Origin of the sequence: Vibrio splendidus (assembly GCF_001557875.1) — a bacterium.
Lineage (GTDB): Bacteria > Pseudomonadota > Gammaproteobacteria > Enterobacterales > Vibrionaceae > Vibrio > Vibrio splendidus_F.
Window position 1 is genome coordinate 60,857 of the sequence record NZ_LNRF01000010.1, and the last position, 18,393, is coordinate 79,249.

Sequence of the window (18,393 nt, forward strand, 5' to 3'; positions counted from 1 at the left end):
CTTGTTAAAAACCTCGATAACTTCGTTAGAATTTTTGATTGTAGAATAACTACTTATCAGAAAATTCTGCCTTGTTCTCAAGCTTTTTTCCTGCGCTATTCCTGAACACTTACTTACTGTGATTGGTATTATATCTACCGCCTGTTTTGTTTAGAGAGTGATTCTCACAAAACATCGCCTTATAGATAACCAACGAAAACGTTTGCTTTATTTCTTGAAGAGTTAATCAGAGGTGAGTAAACTCGCCTCCGTTTTATCACATAGCCAATAAGACTGCTTACAATGACTAAAAATATTCATGACCAACGTATTCTAATTCTGGACTTCGGTTCTCAATACACACAGCTAGTAGCTCGTCGTATTCGTGAAATCGGTGTTTACTGTGAACTTTGGAGCTGGGACGTAGAAGAAGCGGATATTCGTGAATTCAATCCAGACGGTATCATCCTATCTGGTGGCCCTGAAAGTGTAACGGAAGAGAACTCTCCACGTGCACCTCAGTACGTATTTGATTCAGGTGTTCCTGTATTCGGTATCTGCTACGGCATGCAAACTATGGCTGAGCAACTTGGCGGTAAAGTAGCAACGTCTACTGAGCGCGAGTTCGGCTACGCTGCTGTACAAGTGACTGGTGAATCTGCACTTTTCGCTGACCTTGAGTCTACTCAAGATGTTTGGATGAGCCACGGTGACAAAGTGGTGGAGATCCCTGCTGATTTCACAAAGATCGCTGAAACAGACACTTGCCCATACGCTGCAATGGCAAACGAAGAGAAGAAGTACTACGGCGTACAATTCCACCCAGAAGTAACACACACTAAGAACGGCCTAAAAATGCTTGAGAACTTCGTTCTTAACGCATGTGGTTGTGAAGGTCTGTGGACTTCAGCTTCAATCATTGAAGATGCAGTTGCACGTATTAAAGAACAAGTAGGTGACGACGAAGTTATCCTTGGTCTTTCTGGTGGTGTTGATTCATCTGTAGTTGCGATGCTTGCTCACCGCGCTATCGGCGACAAACTAACATGTGTATTTGTAGATAACGGCCTTCTTCGTTTAAACGAAGCAGAGCAGGTTATGGAGATGTTCGGCAACAAGTTTGGCCTAAACATCATCAAAGTAGATGCTGAGCAACGTTTCCTTGACGCTCTTGAAGGCGAAGCTGAACCAGAAGCTAAGCGTAAGATCATCGGTCACGTATTCGTAGATATCTTCGATGAAGAGTCTAAGAAACTGAAGAATGCTAAATGGCTTGCTCAGGGTACTATCTACCCAGACGTAATCGAGTCTGCTGCATCTAAGACAGGTAAAGCACACGTAATCAAATCTCACCACAACGTTGGTGGCCTTCCTGATGATATGGAAATGGGCCTTGTTGAGCCTCTACGTGAGCTATTTAAAGATGAAGTACGTAAGATCGGTCTGGAGCTTGGTCTTCCATACAACATGCTTTACCGCCACCCATTCCCGGGTCCAGGTCTAGGTGTTCGTGTACTTGGCGAAGTGAAGAAAGAATACTGTGATTTACTGCGTCGTGCTGATGCTATCTTCATTGAAGAGCTTCACGCTGCTGACCTTTACCACAAAGTATCTCAAGCATTCACGGTATTCCTACCAGTACGTTCAGTTGGCGTAATGGGCGATGGCCGTAAGTATGATTGGGTTGTATCTCTACGTGCTGTAGAAACTATCGACTTCATGACTGCTCACTGGGCACACCTACCATACGACTTCCTAGGTAAGGTATCTAACCGTATTATCAACGAAGTTAACGGCATTTCACGTGTTGTTTACGATATTTCTGGTAAGCCACCAGCAACTATCGAGTGGGAATAATCTCTTAGAGATTTAACCAGCGTTGATTAAAACCTTAAGCCTCGAACTCAGTTCGGGGCTTTTTTCTTTTCGATTCATTATATTGATTCATTGCATTAAAGGCTTATGAGCAATACCTCGAAATCAAATGAACAATACCTAGAAACCAAATGAGTTGGAAACTAGATATCAGCTCAAGAAACCATGAGACGCTTTGTTGTGTTGAGCTATATATAAAAAATATCACTCGCACTTTTTATAAATTCATACAGCTACAGCTAGGCCATTTCACATGTGAAGCATACTCTTTGATGGACTTATTAAGGACAGATAAGAGAACCCATCATGTTAAAAATCAAATATTTGGCGACAGTACTGGGCTGCACATTGGCAGCGCAAAGTTATGCGTCTTTGAACATTCAACCTGATCCGCAAAACCCGAATGGTTACCTTGTTGAAAAGTCGGCATTACAAGCTGCTGAACAAGCAAAAACGTCGGACCCTATGTATGCGATCTGGTCACAGGCTCTACAAACTCGTTCGAACACCATCGTTGAGGCGATTGAACCCGGTTTATCTTCCAACCCTGAAAACGTAAAGCGGGTTGAGCGTGTATTCCCTCAATCTGAATGGGATTTTCTTACTCAGATGGCTGCACCAGAATACACTTACACTCGTTTCTTACGTGCGATTGGTAAATTCCCTGCGTTTTGTGGAGAGTACACTGATGGCCGTGATTCAGATGCCATCTGCAAGAAATCCATCATCACCGCTTTTGCTCACTTCTCTCAAGAGACGGGCGGTCACATCGCGATAGACAACACCTCAGATAACCCATTAGCTCTAGAAGAGTGGCAGCAAGCGCTGGTGCATGTTCGTGAAATGGGGTGGTCTGAAGGGCAAGAAGGTTACACCACGGGTTGTGGCCAGAACGATTGGCAAAATGCACGTTGGCCATGTGCTGCGGGGCAGGGTTACTTCGGTCGTGGTGCTAAACAGCTTTCTTACCATTTTAACTACGGCGCTTTCTCTGAAGTGATGTTCGATGGTGATGCGACGGTTCTTCTCAATAATCCGGGGTTAGTGGCGGACTCTTGGTTGAACTTAGCTTCTGCTATCTGGTTCTTCCTTACCCCTCAAGCTCCTAAACCAGCCATGCTGCATGTCATCGACCGCACTTGGACGCCCTCTCAACGCGAATTGGATGCGGGTATTGGTTATGGATTTGGCACCACGATCAACGTGATTAATGGTGGTATTGAATGTGGTGAGCAGAACAAAGATAAAGGTCAACCAGTTAACCGCATTCGTTACTGGGAAGGGTTAGCAGCACACTATGAAATCCCTGTAGAAGCAGATGAAGCCAATACATGTTGGCAGCAAACGCCTTACGGAAGCTTGAACTTGAATGGTGCAACGGATGTGTTGTACACCAACTGGGATGGTAACTGGAAATACTACGCAGACCGCCCGGAAGGATACTCATTTGAATGTGAGTTGGTTGGTTTTCAAACTGCATATTCAGCGCTGGTGGCTGGCGATTACGAGAAGTGTGTGACCAACTTTTATGGTTCTCATGCGAGCTGGCCCGAAGTGAAAGTGGTCGATAAGCTTGATCCGGTAGACCCTGGTACTGATCCGGGTGGTAATGGTTGGAGTGCGACCAAGGTTTACAATGCGGGTGAACAAGTGACTCATAATGGCGCAACCTACGAAGCGAAATGGTGGACACAAGGAGATGATCCTGCCAATGGCGGCCCTTGGAAATTGATTGCTGGAGAGCCAACACCACCGGTAGTCACCGATCCTGCGCCAGTCGATCCTACACCTGTTGAGCCTGCTCCGGTTGACCCAACACCAGTTGAACCACCTGTTACCGAACCGCCTGTCGTCGTTGACCCATCGGTGTTCATCACATGGCAAGCGGGCGTTAGCCAAGTGAGTAACGGTGACAAAGTGACGCATAACGGCAAGTGCTTCGTGGCTAAAAACGGCCCGGGCGTATGGGAAAGCCCTGTTCAGTCAAATTGGTTCTGGGATGAAATTAGCTGTAATTAATTACTCAATACATTAAGTACCTTACTTTAGGTGACTTAACTGGCTAATCAAAGCCGAAAGTGATTGCTTTCGGCTTTTGCGTTTCTGTTCAGTTCTCCTCGAGGAATCCAACGCTATCAACCCTATCTGAATGCCAATTCTCCATTTAGAGAATAAAGTCCTGTACAAATACCTCGTGTGAATTTATATTCACTTTTAAATTATACTTATTCTTTATTTTAGGGTTAAGGTTTACCTATGGAACAGACAGATATCACGTCACTCATCCCCATTGTTATTACTTTGGTGTTGTCGTTGGCGACAAGGAATGTAGTGATTGGCCTTTTTGCTGGTGTACTCAGTGGTGTAGCTATGCTCACTGGAATGTTTAGCGAACTGAACCCTCTTGATACGTTTGGTACCATGGTGAAAGGCTACCTAGTGCCTCAGCTGACTGATAGCTACAACGCTGGCGTAATTATGCTGTTGGTATTCATCGGTGGCTTTGTCGCCTTGATGGAAAAGTCTGGTGGCGGAGTTGCGTTTGCCAAGCGTGTGACGGAGTGGGTAAGCAATAAATGCCAAGCTCAATTGTCAGCATGGTTGGGTGGAATCGTTATATTTTTCTCAGACTTAGGCACCCCTTTAATTGTTGGCCCTGTTTTTCGTCCTCTTTTCGATAAACTGAAACTTTCTAGACAGAAGCTGGCATTCATCATTGATTCAACCTCATCGCCCGTTGCTATTCTTATCCCTTTCATTGGGTGGGGTGTTTACATTATGAGTCTGATTCAAAAAGAGTTTACAGCGTTGAATGTCAACATGTCTGACTGGGATGCTTTCATTGGTGCAATTCCTTTTCAGTTCTACGCATTCCTCGCGATTTTCATCGTTCCGTTAGTGTCCGTTAAAGGTTTAGACTTTGGACCAATGGCAAAAGCCGAGCGTGATTGCCAGGCGGGAATTAACTCTGGCGTGAATAACGAATCACTAAATCCGTTCTCGCATAAAAATGCAAAGGCATCTTTTGTCTGGGCACCGCTTCTAGTGATGCTGGTGGTGTTGTGCGCCATGTTGGTTCCACAAGGCTTCCCGTTCCAAAAGGTCGCAGGTTCATCGTTCAGAGCGGCATTATCATCGGCTTACTTCTTTGCCGCGATTACCTTAATCTCGCTAATGGCTTACTACGGTGTAAGAAAGCTTTCAGATGGTGTTTCTGTGTACTTAAAAGGTATGGGAAACATGATGCCTGTAGCTATCATCTTGGTATTAGCTTGGGCGTTAAGCACTGTCGGTAAAGAGCTGGGTGCAGCGGCTTATATTGCTGAGCAAGCACAGAGTGGTTTTCCATACTGGTTAGTACCTGCGGTCGCGTTCCTGTTGTCTGCCATTATTTCATTCGCAACGGGCTCATCGTGGGGAACCTTCGCGATAATGATGCCTTTAGTTATTCCAACCGCGATTGCGATAGATGCTCCGCTTCTCGTCGCAATTGGTGCCGTGTTATCGGGTGGCTTGTTTGGTGATCACTGCTCACCGATCTCTGAAACCACGATTCTTTCTTCAACCGGGGCAGGGTGTGATCAGTTTGAACACTTTAAGACGCAGCTCCCTTACGCATTAATGAACGGCTCTATTGCTCTGATTAGTTTTGTAGTCGCAGGCTTTACGGGAAGTGCATTGGTAGTGTTGGGCGCTCTTGTTGCTCAGTTGATTATCGTGACGCTGTTAGCCAAGCGCGATGCGAGTAAAAATGCTTCATCAGAAGTTCAATTTCAAGTGTCTGATTCTAAAGCTCAACAAGCGTAATTTAAGATTACAAATGAGAGACTAGAGACGGGATGCGAGTAAACGAGTAGCGAAAAGCTCGCTCCCTATCGTTCGTCACTTTATTACCTCATATTTTCTTACTCTATCCGTTATTCCCTATAGCGAGGTATGAGCGTAGTTAATCTCTGGCGTTTATCGTCGGTGCTTATGTCTAAGAGGAGATTCCAGATATCTAGTTCCTCGATTCTGGAATGACGATTCAATGAATAGATACGGGATGCGAGTAAACGAGTAGCGAAGAGCTCGCCCTCTGTTGCCTACGTTTGCTATTAATGGGGCGTTTACTCAAATCTAAAGACTCTTTTCGTATCCCGAATCTCGTTACCCGCACCTTTTTCATATGCATATCACTTACTTCAATCTCAACACGCTCTTCGTATCCCGCTTACTCGAATCTAAAGACTCTTTTCGCATCTCGTATCTCGTTACTCGCATCTGTTTTATAGCGTGACAGGGAATTCGCTCACTTATAGCTTCTATGAATTGATTGGCATTGTTATGAAACTAATTTTCCATAGGATCATTTACACAATCTTAGTTTTCGATAACTGGATTACCTAGTTGAGCGGTTTATGGATTAAAATTTTCTTACAAATCTTATCGATTTTTTTTAATCAACCACTTTAATAAGGTAAATTCGCAATGTCGACCAAACTAGCTAACCCAGCGCCACTAGGCTTAATGGGTTTCGGTATGACCACTATTCTTCTTAATATCCACAACGCAGGTTTCTTTCCAATCGATTCAATGATTCTTGCTATGGGTATTTTTTACGGTGGTTTGAGCCAAGTTATCGTGGGCACAATGTGTTTCAAACGTGGTGACACGTTCGGTACAACTGCGTTTACTTCTTACGGCCTATTCTGGTTGTCTTTGGTTGGTTTAATCGTGATGCCTTACATGGGCCTACCTGCAAGCCCTGCAGCATTCATGGGTTGGTACCTACTACTATGGGGCATCTTCACAGGCTTCATGTTCATCGGCTCTCTATGCTACCCAGTGGCTAAGCAAGTAGTATTCGGTTCACTAACTATCTTGTTCTTCCTACTTGCAGCTCGTGATTTCACTGGCAGCGAACTAATCGGCACTATCGCTGGTTTTGAAGGTATCTTCTGTGGTGCTTCAGCTATTTACTTTGCAATGGCACAAGTAATCAACAACGAATACGGCCGTACAGTACTGCCTATCGGTGAGAAGAAAGCACCTCAAATGGCAACACAAGAAATCGCTGCTTAATACTCTAACTCGGGAACAGTTAGTTTGTTATAAGCCGTTTATTGGTTATGAATAAACAAAAGGGGTTAGCCGAAATGGCTAACCCCTTTTTTATGCGTTATTAATAGCGCTATTCTTTTAAAGCGATCTATTTGCTAAGGAAAGCTTAAGCTGAAGGTTGCTCTACAGGTTTAGTGTCTGCAGCTTCTGCTTCAGGAGACTTGCCTGTTTTACGCTTATACTTCTCTTCCCAGTAAGTTGCACCTTTAATGCCTAGTTTTACAGGGTTGAACGTGTACTCAGTTACGCCTTGTTTCTGCTGTTCTTCGTAGTCAGCTAGAGCTTTAAGCGCAGGCTTAGACATGAAGAAGATGATCAGAATACCTACGATGTTTAACCATGCCATCAAGCCAACACCAACGTCACCCATTGCCCATGCAAGGTTCGCTGTTTTAACTGTGCCATAGAAAACTGCAGTGATAAGAACAAGCTTAAGTACGAACATCATGCCAGGGATCTTGATGGTACGACGTAGGTAAGCAATATTCGTTTCTGCAATGTAGTAGTAAGCAAGAATCGTTGTAAATGCAAAGAAGAACAGAGCAAATGCGATGAACGGCTTACCAATGCCTGGTAGCGCACTTTCAATAGCAAGCTGTGTAAATACAGGACCATTCGCACCGATGTTTGCTGCTAGGTTCTGAACAAGGAACACGCCTTCAGCGCCGCCGTGAACGTTGTAAGCACCAGTGATGATGATCATGAACGCTGTAGCAGAACATACTAGAAGTGTATCGATGTAGATAGAGAACGCTTGTACCAAACCTTGTTGAGCTGGGTGATCAACACTTGCAGCCGCTGCCGCGTGAGGACCAGTACCTTGACCCGCTTCGTTTGAGTAAACACCACGCTTAACACCCCAACCAATTGCAGCGCCGAAGCCTGCCATAGGTGTGAATGCATCACCAACAATCATTGCGAAAACCGTTGGCACTTGGCTGATGTTTAGCAAAATGATAACGAACGCGATGATGATGTAAGCCAATGCCATGAAAGGAACAACGATTTGTGTGAAGTTCGCAATACGTTTAACACCACCAAAGATGATGAAAGCAAGAATGATAGCAACAACAGTACCGGTGAAAATTTTAGCGAAACTGAATGTACCGACAGCTGTTTCAATCATGTCACCTGAGCCAAATGCAGCTTCTACAGCATTACCAATACTGTTTGACTGAACACCTGGAAGCAAAATACCACATGCAAAAATAGTCGCGATTGCGAAGATCCATGCGTACCACTTCTGACCCATTGCTTTTTCAATGTAGTAAGCCGGACCACCACGGAACTGGCCTTCATCTTCTTCTTTGTAGATTTGCGCTAGCGTAGATTCTGCGTAAGCAGTCGCGGCGCCAAAGAAGGCTACAACCCACATCCAGAATACTGCACCTGGGCCACCGAAACCGATAGCAGCAGCAACACCAGCAATGTTACCTGTACCTACACGGCCAGATAGCGAAACGGCTAGAGCTTGGAAAGACGAGATGCCTTTTGATGAGCTTTTACCCGATAGTAGCAAGCGCCACATTTCAAAGAAGTGACGGATTTGAACAAATCGAGTCATGATGGAGTAGAACAAACCTGCACCTAAACATAGGTAGATAAGTACTGGGCTCCAGATTATTCCATTCAAAAAATCAACGAATGACTGCATGAGTATTTTCCCTGTTAGTTTTGCTTATGATTGTTTTTCGAACAACACAATACTTCACTTGTAACCCAAGTGTTAAATTATTTAACTGCGCATTAGGATTACTGTGACATAAAGCATGTTGTAGAGGGTGTTTGTTAACTCTTAGTGCTAATTTGATAATCGTTCTATTTAGTTTGTTATGCAACTGGTTGTAATTTTTGGTGTTTTGCAAAGTGAATAAATAGTGATTAATACAGAAAGAGGAATTTGAGGTGCGCATAAGAAGCGAAATCGCGGCAAACAGAAGTTGAAGTCGCTTAGCATGAACGACTGATGTAGGAGTGCAGGGATAACTAGGTTGGAATATATCACCTGCATCGTGTGAGCTAGCAGGTCTAAGAGACTATAGTTTTGGAAGGCTCGATAACTAAGGCTTTAATGTCTAATCAGTAAAAGTTACTTATTTGATATCTGTTTCAAACAACCACGAACCCTCGCTCTTGTAATTCTTGAGTGAATTCGGACTGAGTATTTGGCTCACCGTGAATCAAATGCACCTCTTTCGGTGGAGTCGCGATGCCTTCTATAAATTGGTAGAGATCCTCTTTATCTGCATGGGCAGAATAGCCAGACATGCCATGAATTTGAGCGTTAACCTCAACGTCTTTGTTATCAATAAAAACCTGCATTTCGCCTTGTTGCAGCTCTCGTCCGAGCGTCCCGTGCGCTTGATAGCCCGCTAAAATTACATCGGTTCGTTTATCGGGAAGCAAGGCCGATAAGTAGTTCATTATCCTGCCACCCTGACACATTCCAGAAGCTGCGACCACAATCGCGGGTTCACCTGTCGACTTAAGGCGATTCACGATTTTCTTGTGCATTCTATGCCCATCAACGGTAATGCATTGCTCAAAAGCGAGTGGGTGGCGTTTCAGTTCAAGGCGTTGCTTTGCTTCTTGTCCCCACAACTCTTTAAAACGTCGGTATGAACGCGTCACTTTTTGAGCCATCGGAGAATCGAGAATAATAGGAATATCGCTGCTGAGTTGATGCTCAAAGATCAGGTGTTCGATATCAAACAACAATTCCTGAGTTCTGCCGATACTAAAAGCCGGGATTAGAATAACGCCACCATCAAGTAGTGAACGATCAATAATGGCCTTGAGACGCTCAGATCGCGTAGCAATATCATCATGTGTACTGGTGCCATAAGTGGATTCGATAAACAGATAATCAGCTTGCTGTGGTGGCTGAGGATCCGGCAGCAGTGGTGTGTTACTCGGGCCCAAGTCGCCAGAAAACACAACTACTTCTTTGTTGGGTAACTTAATCTCGATATAGGCGGAACCTAAGATGTGCCCAGCGGGTTGAAAACGGGCATGCAGAGTACTTGGCCTATGATGATCCTTTCCGTTGTTTCGCTGTTTAGATGTGATTGGAAACCATTCCCCGTAAGGCTTGGGAGCCATTAACGAATGAATTTTTTTGAGTATCAGCTTTGATTGTTTATTGCTGAGTCCTTGCAGTTTTAAGCCATCTTCAATCATTAAAGGGGCGAGTTCAGCGGTGGCTTGCGTGCAATAAATAGGTTGGTTAAAGCCACTGGCGAGTAACCAAGGTAATCGGCCAATATGATCAATGTGAGTATGGGTCAGCAGCAGAGCGTTGAGGTGGGACGTTTCAAATTCAATATCAAGAGGGCGTGCATCTTCACCTTGGGACTCTTTACCTTGAAAAAGGCCACAATCAATGAGTACCGCTTGGCCTGAATCTCTTAGCTCGTGACAAGATCCTGTGACAGTATGTTTGCCACCATGGTGAATCACTTCCATCGTTTGCTCCCATTGCTCTATAAAGCCGTTAACGCCTGTTTTTATTTTGCGGATAAGTGCCAGCAAGTAAAACAAGAACAATGAGAGTTGCGATCGTTGAGTGTCTTTTTAAGTAATTGAGCGATGACTCAGTGGTTTCGTTGCGAGTTAGTTCGTAGAAGAACGGTCTGAATCCAACTCTGGGTTTTGCTGCGCCTCTAAACGAGCCACTTCGGCATCAAGCTCTGCTATTTTCTCTGCCATGAGTGCGTGACAGCGATTGGCCAACTCCCTTGCATCGCTGAGCTTGTATCCGGATACATCGATAGGTTCCAGCATCTCGGTGATCACAATGCCATTATTGGCACGATTAAAGTCGATCTTATTGTGCGTGGTGCTGGTACACATCGGGGTGATAGGCACGCCGGCTTCAATCGCCATTCGGAAAGCGCCTGTTTTGAATGGCAGTAATCCACGCCCTTTACTACGGGTTCCTTCAGGGTAAACCCAAACAGACAGATCTCTCTGATGAATCGCTTCCGCCACTTGCTTGATGGTATCGCGTGCTTTGGATTTGTCTTCACGGTTAATCATGATGTTACCGGTGATCCAATACAGCAGGCCAAAGAAAGGCACGTACAACAAATCGCGTTTGCCCAATGAAACAGTGCGTGGTCTTAGCATTCCAGGGTCGGTCACAAAGTCCAATATACTTTGGTGGTTAGAGATATACACGCTGTTTTCTGGTGTCGGGGCATTGTCTAGGCCACGCTGCACCAGTTTTACACCGATGATCTTTTGGAGCTGGTTGAACCAACGACAGAAAACGTACACATGCTTGGGGTTCTTGGGGCTAAACAAGCAGTAAACAAAAGCACATAGAGTGGTGAAAATAATAAACACCGTAGCCAAAATAATACGAAGAACAGCAAGCACAATTCACTCCTTACTCACCGCAGATGGCAGTGATTAAATAGTTTTAGATGCTTGAAGTTTTCACTCTATTTAACCGAATTGCAACAATTAACTGTGATAGGGGGCAATTTTTAGATCTTTATATAAAACAAGGACTAACAATGGGTGTTTGACACAGTTATCGAGCTTACACGTGTTCACCAGTAATGGCTTAAGATCACCAATATTGTTTATTTGGATCCGATTTTTCTACCCATTCCGGATCTTGACGCGATTCCAAGTAGAGTTGTAGGCCGTTATAAGACATGAAAGCTGCAGGGCCGCCGAGGTGCTCGAAATAGTCAAAATACTCATCTTCTAGAGCACAAAGGTGGGCTAAATCTATAACCTTGTTAGCCAGCGCCCATTGAATGGCAAATACAGGCGCTATTGAGCCTGAAATATTCACCTCTTCGACGTTTGGGTTAAACATGGAATTAGCTTGCTCAAGCAGTATCTCTTCTTGTTCAGACTCTTGTTGTATTATCTCTTCGACGATCTCCGAGCGCTTGGTATTAGAGACATTCTTGTTCAACTTGGCGATTCGCAGTGCGTAGTTAAATCGGTCTGATGAAACGATGTCGACAAGCTGCGATAGCAGCTCTTTGTCTACGCCTGCTGCTTTGGTGAAATAGTCGATACACGAATTGATTGAGGCATAGCGAGTACCGTCAAACTCAAAACCACTGGTTTCGTCGTATACCTCTAGTGGGATGTCATCAACCGACAAAGGCCAGCCTTTATAATCGACCCGTTGCTTAGCTATTTGATACATCTTCCATGCGCTGCGCCCAAACCCGCCAAGCGTCGAACCCGAGAAATCAGAATCAATAAGCTCTTGCTCTGTCCAGTTCTCACCAATGCCAAGGTGCTTAGCGTACTTGTCTATCAGAGTGTGTTTTATCTGATCGCGAACAGCCCAAATTGAGGTCAGATTCTTTGAATAGTTAATTCTCGCACACTCATTACAAGCCGGCAGTGCTATCGGTGAATGGCCAATCTTGGCAACAACCTGCGCTGTCTTAGGAAATTCAACAAGGTTACTGGAAGGTTCACCACAAAACCAACAGGTGTGGCGCAGGTTGAATGGGGTATCTATTTGCGAGTATGTGTTCATTAGTCTTTATCGGCTAGGTGCTTTAGGCGAGTTAATCATCTTCAAACAATTATCTCTGTTCGCACGTCACCTTGCACCTTGTTTGTTTTTGTTTTGCTGACGAAATTGATTCATGATGTGACTCGCCTGATGAGCTCATTAGGTGGATATTGATATAAAACAGTCACTAACGATAAATGTTGATTGGTATGGCTGAACTTACATGAGCTGCTAGCAATCGCCCAAGCTCCCCATTACTATTGAGATAGATTCCTTACTCCAATAACGCATATGTCCTCATCGATTCCATTTTACGATAAAAATGCTCACACAATTTGCCAGCAGTACAACTCAGTGGCGTTCGAGACGGTACATAAAAGCTGGCAAGCTTATTGGCCTTTAGAGGGCGATAAAGTACTAGATGTCGGTGCAGGGAGCGGTCGTGATGCGCTATGGATGCATAAAGTCGGAGCTGATGTTATTGCGATAGAACCAAGTGCTTCATTACGTGAACAAGGCTCGAAATATACAGGCCCAAGCGTTACCTGGATTGATGACTCACTTCCCTCGATTAGCCGCACTGAAAACCTCGGAATGCGTTTTGACTTGATATTGGTGAGTGCTGTTTGGATGCATCTCGCTCCGTCTCATCGAGAGCGTGCATTCAGAAAGTTGTCTAACTTGCTGGCTCCAAATGGCAAGCTAGTGATCACTCTGCGTCATGGGGAGTTTCAAGACAGTCGACAAGGCTATGAAGTCTCGGTTGAAGAGCTCGAGCGTTTATCAAAAAACAGCGCCTTGTTGGTTCGTCATGTCGATGATAGCCAAGACACATTGAACCGCAGTGAAGTGTGGTGGCAAACCGTGGTGATGACACTGCCAGACGATGGCTCCGGTGACTTGAACAAGGTGCGCCACATTATTGTGAATGACAATAAAGTGGCCACATACAAATTGGCCTTGTTAAGAACATTACTGCGAATTGCGGATGCGCATTCAGGCGCTGTGATTGATCGAACTGATGGGAAAATTTCTCTACCAGTGGGCTTGGTCGCTCTGTATTGGGTAAGACAGTTTAAGCGTTTGATTGATATCGACATAGAAGGCGTCGGGATTCAGCAAAATAGCAACACAACGAAGGGACTTGGGTTTGTAAAAGAGGACGGGTGGAATAAACTCAAACACCTAAGTGCTGATGACCTAGCGATAGGCGCTATGTTTCTCGGCGATGAAGCTAAGGCTCTACAAAAGCTATTTTCACAGACGATCAGCACCATTAAATCAGGGCCTGTGACTTTTATTTATCAAGGCTCGAAAGACAACCGACTATTCGATATACACCCACCTCAAAAACGACGGAAGAGCCGAGAATCGCTGGTCATTGATAGTGAGTTCTTAGAGAGCTTTGGCTATTTTACCCTCGATGCAAGCTTGTGGGAGTGCTTTAGAATCTACCACTCTTGGATTGAACCGCTGGTGGTGAATCAATGGGTCATGGAGATGCAGCGTTTCGAGTTGAACCGACAGCGAAGTATCTCACTACAGACTTACCACGACTGCTTGGTATGGATCGATCAAAACCACGATACTCGCGATGTGCGTAAACGTGTTGAGCAACTTAGAGCTGATCGTGCCGACATTGTCAGCGTCTGGAGTGGAAAAGCATTAAAACATGAGTATCACGTTGATCACTGTTTGCCTTTCGCTTACTGGCCAAACAACGATAAGTGGAATCTCTTTCCTACTACAAGCAAAGAGAACTTAAGTAAAAGTGACAAAGTCCCTACCGCTGAAAAACTTCGCACGTCTAAGTCTCGTATTCTCGAATGGTGGCAGTTAGCATGGAGTGATTCGGCTCATTTTGAACAGCAGTTCTTTTCTGAAGCAGCGCTTTCTTTACCCAATATTCTACCACAATGTCGAGACTTCGAAGAGGTGTTCGATGCAATGGGCTTGCAGGTACGGGGTGTGAAAAGCAGACTGTTGATTAGTGAGTGGCACTGATCATTAAGTGGGTTAGTTATCTCAAATAACCCTCAACAAACTAATCATCGAGAACATAATGAAATACATCGGAATTGATGGCTGTAAGGCGGGGTGGATCGCTTGGATTGTCTCTAGCAATGAGCTACCTACGTTCAAAGTGGTAAACACGCTTGATGAGCTGGCGAGTGATCTTGTCGGCTCTACCGTGCTTATCGATATGCCGATTGGTTTTAGTGACGCACAGACTCCAGATAGATTATGCGATAAAGCAGCAAGACGTTTCCTAACCAGCAAGCGTGGATCTTCCGTGTTTCCAGTGCCGTGCCGAGAGGCGGTTTATCAAACCGATTACATTGCGGCGTGTAGTGCTAATGTTGAGCAGCTTGATAAGAAGTTTTCTAAACAGACTTGGGGCATAGTTCCCAAGATCCGTGAGCTTGATGAGCTCATTGAATATCATCCCAATCTTTCTATCAGAGAATCACATCCTGAGGTGGTGTTTGCAGCATTGAAAGGCGAACCGCTGACCTTTTCCAAACGAACACAAGAAGGCAAAGAGGAAAGGTTTTCTATTATTCAGCAACTCGCCCCTCAATGGTGTGACGGCTTGTCGTTGGCCATTTCAAACACTAAACGCAAAGACGTCGCGATAGACGATATCTATGATGCGTTCGTACTTATGTTGGTTGCCTATTACGCTCCGCAATTATCGACCTTACCTGAGCTTTCTGATGTTGGTGGAGAAGCGGATGTCGACCAGAACGGACGAGTTCGAGAGATTGTCTATTGGGACAAAACGCGCTAACAAAGCGTGCGCTCAACTTGGCCTAATATGCTATTTCCCAACTTCTGCTACTTTTCACTCTTACTATTTTTGAGTCTTTGATATGAAACGTTTTATTGTCGGCTGTCTGGCCACTGTGCTCAGTATTGCTAGTTATGCCCAAGTCGCCCCTATATCTCAATGGCAATGCGACATGATGAAAAAGAACAATGTCTTGAGTAGTGGTGCACCTGTTGGTTGTGAGCGACTATCTAAAGTGGATTTCGATTTCATTAATTTCAAAGGGGAAACGCAACAGGGCAATATTATCGTGCTTGATGTTATTGCGCCTGCTGTTGAACAAATCTTTTCAGAGCTTAAACAGCGCAATTTCCCTCTTCATTCTGCTCGCCTAATGCGTGAATTCAGAGGTGACGATAACGCCTCAATGGACGCGAACAACAGCAGTGCGTTTAACGCTCGTCCTATTACAGGTGGAGGTGGTTGGTCGAAGCATGCTTATGGTGTGGCGATAGACATCAACCCAGTTCAAAACCCTTTCTTAGAGTTTGATAGCAACGGAATAATCACGGTAAAGCCTTCACAATCTGCGACTCGCTATGTGAACCGAACTCGTTTTCGTGCGCGTGATGAAATAGAACGCCGCGGCATGGCGGAAGATGTGGTCGAGCTGTTTGCCCATCACGGATTTATGATCTGGGGAGGGGATTGGAATAGCCCTATCGATACTCAGCATTTTGAGGTCGGCTCAAGAAAGTTCGTTAACCAACTGCTTTCTAAACCACAGCCTGAAGCCAAGGTATTATTTGAGCGCTACGTCGAATCTTATCGACAGTGCTATCTCAAAAATAAAGGTGAGGACGCAGAAAAAGCTCGAGCTATCTGTGCAAAGAAAACAGTCGGGACTTTTTAGTGCTATGTTTATCTAGAACCGTTTGTGTTTTAGCAAGTTAAACTCGCTTCAGGTGTGTTTTGAATAGCTAAGGTCAGCGCTTGCCGTTGGCCTTTTTTTGTATTCATTTTTTCAATAGAACACCACGTATTGAAAAGGTTATTGGGTATCCATTAGTCAATAATCTACAAGCTAATGCAGCGCAAAGTCATCGGTTTGTCATTGAAAAACTCATAGCGTTAACGTTTTGTGAGAACCATTGCTGGTGGGGGAACTCTTTGCCGAATCGCCAGTATTATTAGTGAACTGATCACAACGGACCAACTAATGAAAAAGATACCTTTGGCTCTAACTCTTTTAAGCACTTTACTTTTTTCACAATATTCTTTGGCTACAGATACTTCACACACTACTCAAAACCCTACTTACGAACTCGATGGTAAGTCGGTATTAGGTCGCACTGAGAACGTGTACTTATCTAGCGTTCAAGGGTTAAAAGACGTTCCTTTCATTGGTAAAATTGATACCGGTGCAGAAACCACTTCTATGCATGCTGAAGACATTCATGTGAAGAGCTCTAATGCCGACTACCAAAACCTTAAAGACAAAGAGTTGATGGCGGCGTTAACCGAAGACCTGTTGAACAATTCCGACGTTGATTACGATGATTGGGATGGCAGTACCTTCGCGAAATATGAAGCTGTGGTGTCTTTTAAGGTTCAAAACCCACGCACGGGAGATATGGTATTAATCGAAGCGCCTTTAGAGCGTGTCAGCATGATACGAAGCCGTACCAGCAGCACGCCTTTGCTTCGCCCGACTATTAAAATGTCGCTTACCATTGCGGATCAAGAATTAAAAACAGACGTTAACCTGACCGACAGAAGTCACTTCTCTGCACCAGTGCTAATAGGTAAAACTTTCCTTGCTGACAACGCTTTAGTGTTTGCGGGTTATGACTACTTGCAAGAGCAAGAAAATGCGACGGTTGTTGGCCGAAAAGAGGTGGTGTCTATCTCTGGAATGGCGATGAATGCGACCTTCTCTTTAAAGAACCGCTACAGTATTTTGCATGCAAAAGACATCGACATAGACAAAAAGAACAAAGAAGTGACGTTTGATATGTTCGACAACGACGGCAAGCAAAAAGAGATGACATTGCCGTTGGTTCGTATGTTAAGCGTGAGCGGGAAGAAGAGACCTTTGGTGTATGTGCCTGTTCAACTCGATGAAAACACAACAAAAGACGTTCTGGTGTACCTACGTGAGCGCTCGAGTAGTGAGTCGCAGTTGAGATTTGGTACCAGTACCGCCAGCGAACTTTTCATGATTGACACCAGTGCGGAGAATATTTTATCAGAAGGTTCAGAGAGCTTTAGTGATGTGGCTGAGTCTGGTGAGCCTATGATTATCTCGCCGGAAGAGGACATCACCCTAGATGACTTCCCGCTTAAGGCTGTGGCTTCTTTCACGGTCAATACGCCTTTGTTGAAGGTCGACAGTTTTGAAATGACAGGTAAAGGCAAAGATGCTTCCGTTGAATTTTATCTTACCGATGTAAACGGTGAGAAGCAGAAGGTAACCAAGCCCATTATTAAGAAGCTTAAAGTCGGGGATGATACTCGTCCGGTTGTAAGTGGTGAGTTTGCGGTGTCTGGAAATGTGCGCACGCAAGAGTTTGCTATCGACGTGCTCAACACAAATGAGAAAGAAGCGTACTTTATTTTAGGTAAGAAGATGGCAAAAGAAGGCGTTTACGTTAATACGCGTTCTGATTACCTTCTGAAGGCTGAGCCACTGTTTAAAGTTGGACACATCGAAGTTGTTGAAGTGAATGGTATGAAGTTCCCGGCCAAGCTAGATACTGGCGCGGATGTAAGTTCAATGAACGCAGTCAATATCAAACGATTTAAGAAAGATGGCCAAGACATGGTGACCTTTACTTATCAAAACAACCAAGGCGATAAGCAAGACTTCACCAAGCCAGTGATTGATGTAATGCGCATCAAAGCGAAGAAAGGCGAGAAGGTGAACATTCGCCCTGTAGTAGAAATGAAGGTTAAGTTGGGTGACCTAGAGAAAGAGGTGCGGGTAAACCTCCAAGACCGTTCGCGCTTCGAATACAGCATGATTCTAGGTAAGAACTTCTTAAAGCACGGCGCAGTAGTGAGTAGCGATGAAGATTATGTGCTGGGTGATATGGAGTAAAACCTAAACTTATCTAAGTTCGTATCAGAACAGTTCTACACAGCCACACATTTCAGCAATGGGATGTGTGGC

At 44.6% G+C, this 18,393-nt stretch carries 12 protein-coding genes; 8 read left to right on the forward strand and 4 right to left on the reverse strand.

What is annotated here, in order from left to right:
* Positions 1-282 precede the first annotated feature (282 nt).
* The 4 genes from guaA to ATB74_RS19245 all read left to right on the forward strand — a co-directional run bounded on the left by guaA (position 283) and on the right by ATB74_RS19245 (position 6,918).
* Positions 283-1,836, forward strand: a complete 1,554-nt coding sequence (gene guaA / locus ATB74_RS19230) for a glutamine-hydrolyzing GMP synthase (RefSeq protein ID WP_019820323.1) — start codon at positions 283-285, stop codon at positions 1,834-1,836.
* A gap of 324 nt (positions 1,837-2,160) precedes the next feature.
* Positions 2,161-3,873 carry a chitinase gene (locus ATB74_RS19235; RefSeq protein ID WP_061019470.1) on the forward strand — a complete coding sequence of 571 codons (1,713 nt, stop codon included), beginning with the start codon at positions 2,161-2,163 and terminating at the stop codon, positions 3,871-3,873.
* Positions 3,874-4,110: 237 nt separating this feature from the next.
* Positions 4,111-5,661 carry a Na+/H+ antiporter NhaC family protein gene (locus ATB74_RS19240; RefSeq protein ID WP_061019471.1) on the forward strand — a complete coding sequence of 517 codons (1,551 nt, stop codon included), beginning with the start codon at positions 4,111-4,113 and terminating at the stop codon, positions 5,659-5,661.
* Positions 5,662-6,324: 663 nt separating this feature from the next.
* Complete coding sequence (locus ATB74_RS19245; protein ID WP_010440610.1) at positions 6,325-6,918, forward strand: acetate uptake transporter; 594 nt, start codon at positions 6,325-6,327, stop codon at positions 6,916-6,918.
* A 145-nt stretch (positions 6,919-7,063) separates the two neighbouring features.
* Here ATB74_RS19245 and ATB74_RS19250 read toward each other — a convergent pair whose 3' ends face one another.
* The 4 genes from ATB74_RS19250 to ATB74_RS19265 form a co-directional block, all read right to left on the reverse strand.
* Complete coding sequence (locus ATB74_RS19250) at positions 7,064-8,611, reverse strand: alanine/glycine:cation symporter family protein (RefSeq protein WP_017069529.1); 1,548 nt, start codon at positions 8,609-8,611, stop codon at positions 7,064-7,066.
* 455 nt (positions 8,612-9,066) lie between these two features.
* Positions 9,067-10,422 carry an MBL fold metallo-hydrolase gene (locus tag ATB74_RS19255; RefSeq protein WP_061019472.1) on the reverse strand — a complete coding sequence of 452 codons (1,356 nt, stop codon included), beginning with the start codon at positions 10,420-10,422 and terminating at the stop codon, positions 9,067-9,069.
* 147 nt (positions 10,423-10,569) lie between these two features.
* Positions 10,570-11,337, reverse strand: a complete 768-nt coding sequence (locus ATB74_RS19260; protein ID WP_061019473.1) for a 1-acylglycerol-3-phosphate O-acyltransferase — start codon at positions 11,335-11,337, stop codon at positions 10,570-10,572.
* 196 nt (positions 11,338-11,533) lie between these two features.
* The gene (locus ATB74_RS19265) at positions 11,534-12,472 is read right to left on the reverse strand and encodes a hypothetical protein (RefSeq protein ID WP_061019474.1); all 939 of its coding nucleotides are present in this window, start codon (positions 12,470-12,472) and stop codon (positions 11,534-11,536) included.
* 270 nt (positions 12,473-12,742) lie between these two features.
* On the opposite strand from ATB74_RS19265, the gene ATB74_RS19270 reads away from it, so the two are divergent.
* The 4 genes from ATB74_RS19270 (at position 12,743) to ATB74_RS19285 (ending at position 18,321) form a co-directional block, all read left to right on the forward strand.
* Positions 12,743-14,455 (forward strand): class I SAM-dependent methyltransferase, encoded by a 1,713-nt coding sequence (locus ATB74_RS19270; protein ID WP_061019475.1) that lies wholly within the window; start codon positions 12,743-12,745, stop codon positions 14,453-14,455.
* A gap of 58 nt (positions 14,456-14,513) precedes the next feature.
* Positions 14,514-15,242, forward strand: coding sequence for a DUF429 domain-containing protein (locus ATB74_RS19275; RefSeq protein WP_061019476.1), 729 nt, complete (start codon positions 14,514-14,516; stop codon positions 15,240-15,242).
* Positions 15,243-15,324: 82 nt separating this feature from the next.
* Positions 15,325-16,134, forward strand: a complete 810-nt coding sequence (locus tag ATB74_RS19280; RefSeq protein ID WP_061019477.1) for a M15 family metallopeptidase — start codon at positions 15,325-15,327, stop codon at positions 16,132-16,134.
* Between the two features lie 306 nt (positions 16,135-16,440).
* On the forward strand, positions 16,441-18,321 hold the full coding sequence (locus ATB74_RS19285; RefSeq protein ID WP_061019478.1) for an ATP-dependent zinc protease family protein: 1,881 nt from the start codon (positions 16,441-16,443) through the stop codon (positions 18,319-18,321).
* Positions 18,322-18,393 lie beyond the last annotated feature (72 nt).

Bases quoted from the DNA above. Each gene is read 5' to 3' on its own strand.
- guaA (WP_019820323.1), top strand. From the start codon at position 283: ATGACTAAAAATATTCATGACCAACGTATTCTAATTCTGGACTTCGGT.
- ATB74_RS19235 (WP_061019470.1), top strand. From the start codon at position 2,161: ATGTTAAAAATCAAATATTTGGCGACAGTACTGGGCTGCACATTGGCA.
- ATB74_RS19240 (WP_061019471.1), top strand. From the start codon at position 4,111: ATGGAACAGACAGATATCACGTCACTCATCCCCATTGTTATTACTTTG.
- ATB74_RS19245 (WP_010440610.1), top strand. From the start codon at position 6,325: ATGTCGACCAAACTAGCTAACCCAGCGCCACTAGGCTTAATGGGTTTC.
- ATB74_RS19250 (WP_017069529.1), bottom strand. From the start codon at position 8,611: ATGCAGTCATTCGTTGATTTTTTGAATGGAATAATCTGGAGCCCAGTA.
- ATB74_RS19255 (WP_061019472.1), bottom strand. From the start codon at position 10,422: ATGGAAGTGATTCACCATGGTGGCAAACATACTGTCACAGGATCTTGT.
- ATB74_RS19265 (WP_061019474.1), bottom strand. From the start codon at position 12,472: ATGAACACATACTCGCAAATAGATACCCCATTCAACCTGCGCCACACC.
- ATB74_RS19270 (WP_061019475.1), top strand. From the start codon at position 12,743: ATGTCCTCATCGATTCCATTTTACGATAAAAATGCTCACACAATTTGC.
- ATB74_RS19275 (WP_061019476.1), top strand. From the start codon at position 14,514: ATGAAATACATCGGAATTGATGGCTGTAAGGCGGGGTGGATCGCTTGG.
- ATB74_RS19280 (WP_061019477.1), top strand. From the start codon at position 15,325: ATGAAACGTTTTATTGTCGGCTGTCTGGCCACTGTGCTCAGTATTGCT.
- ATB74_RS19285 (WP_061019478.1), top strand. From the start codon at position 16,441: ATGAAAAAGATACCTTTGGCTCTAACTCTTTTAAGCACTTTACTTTTT.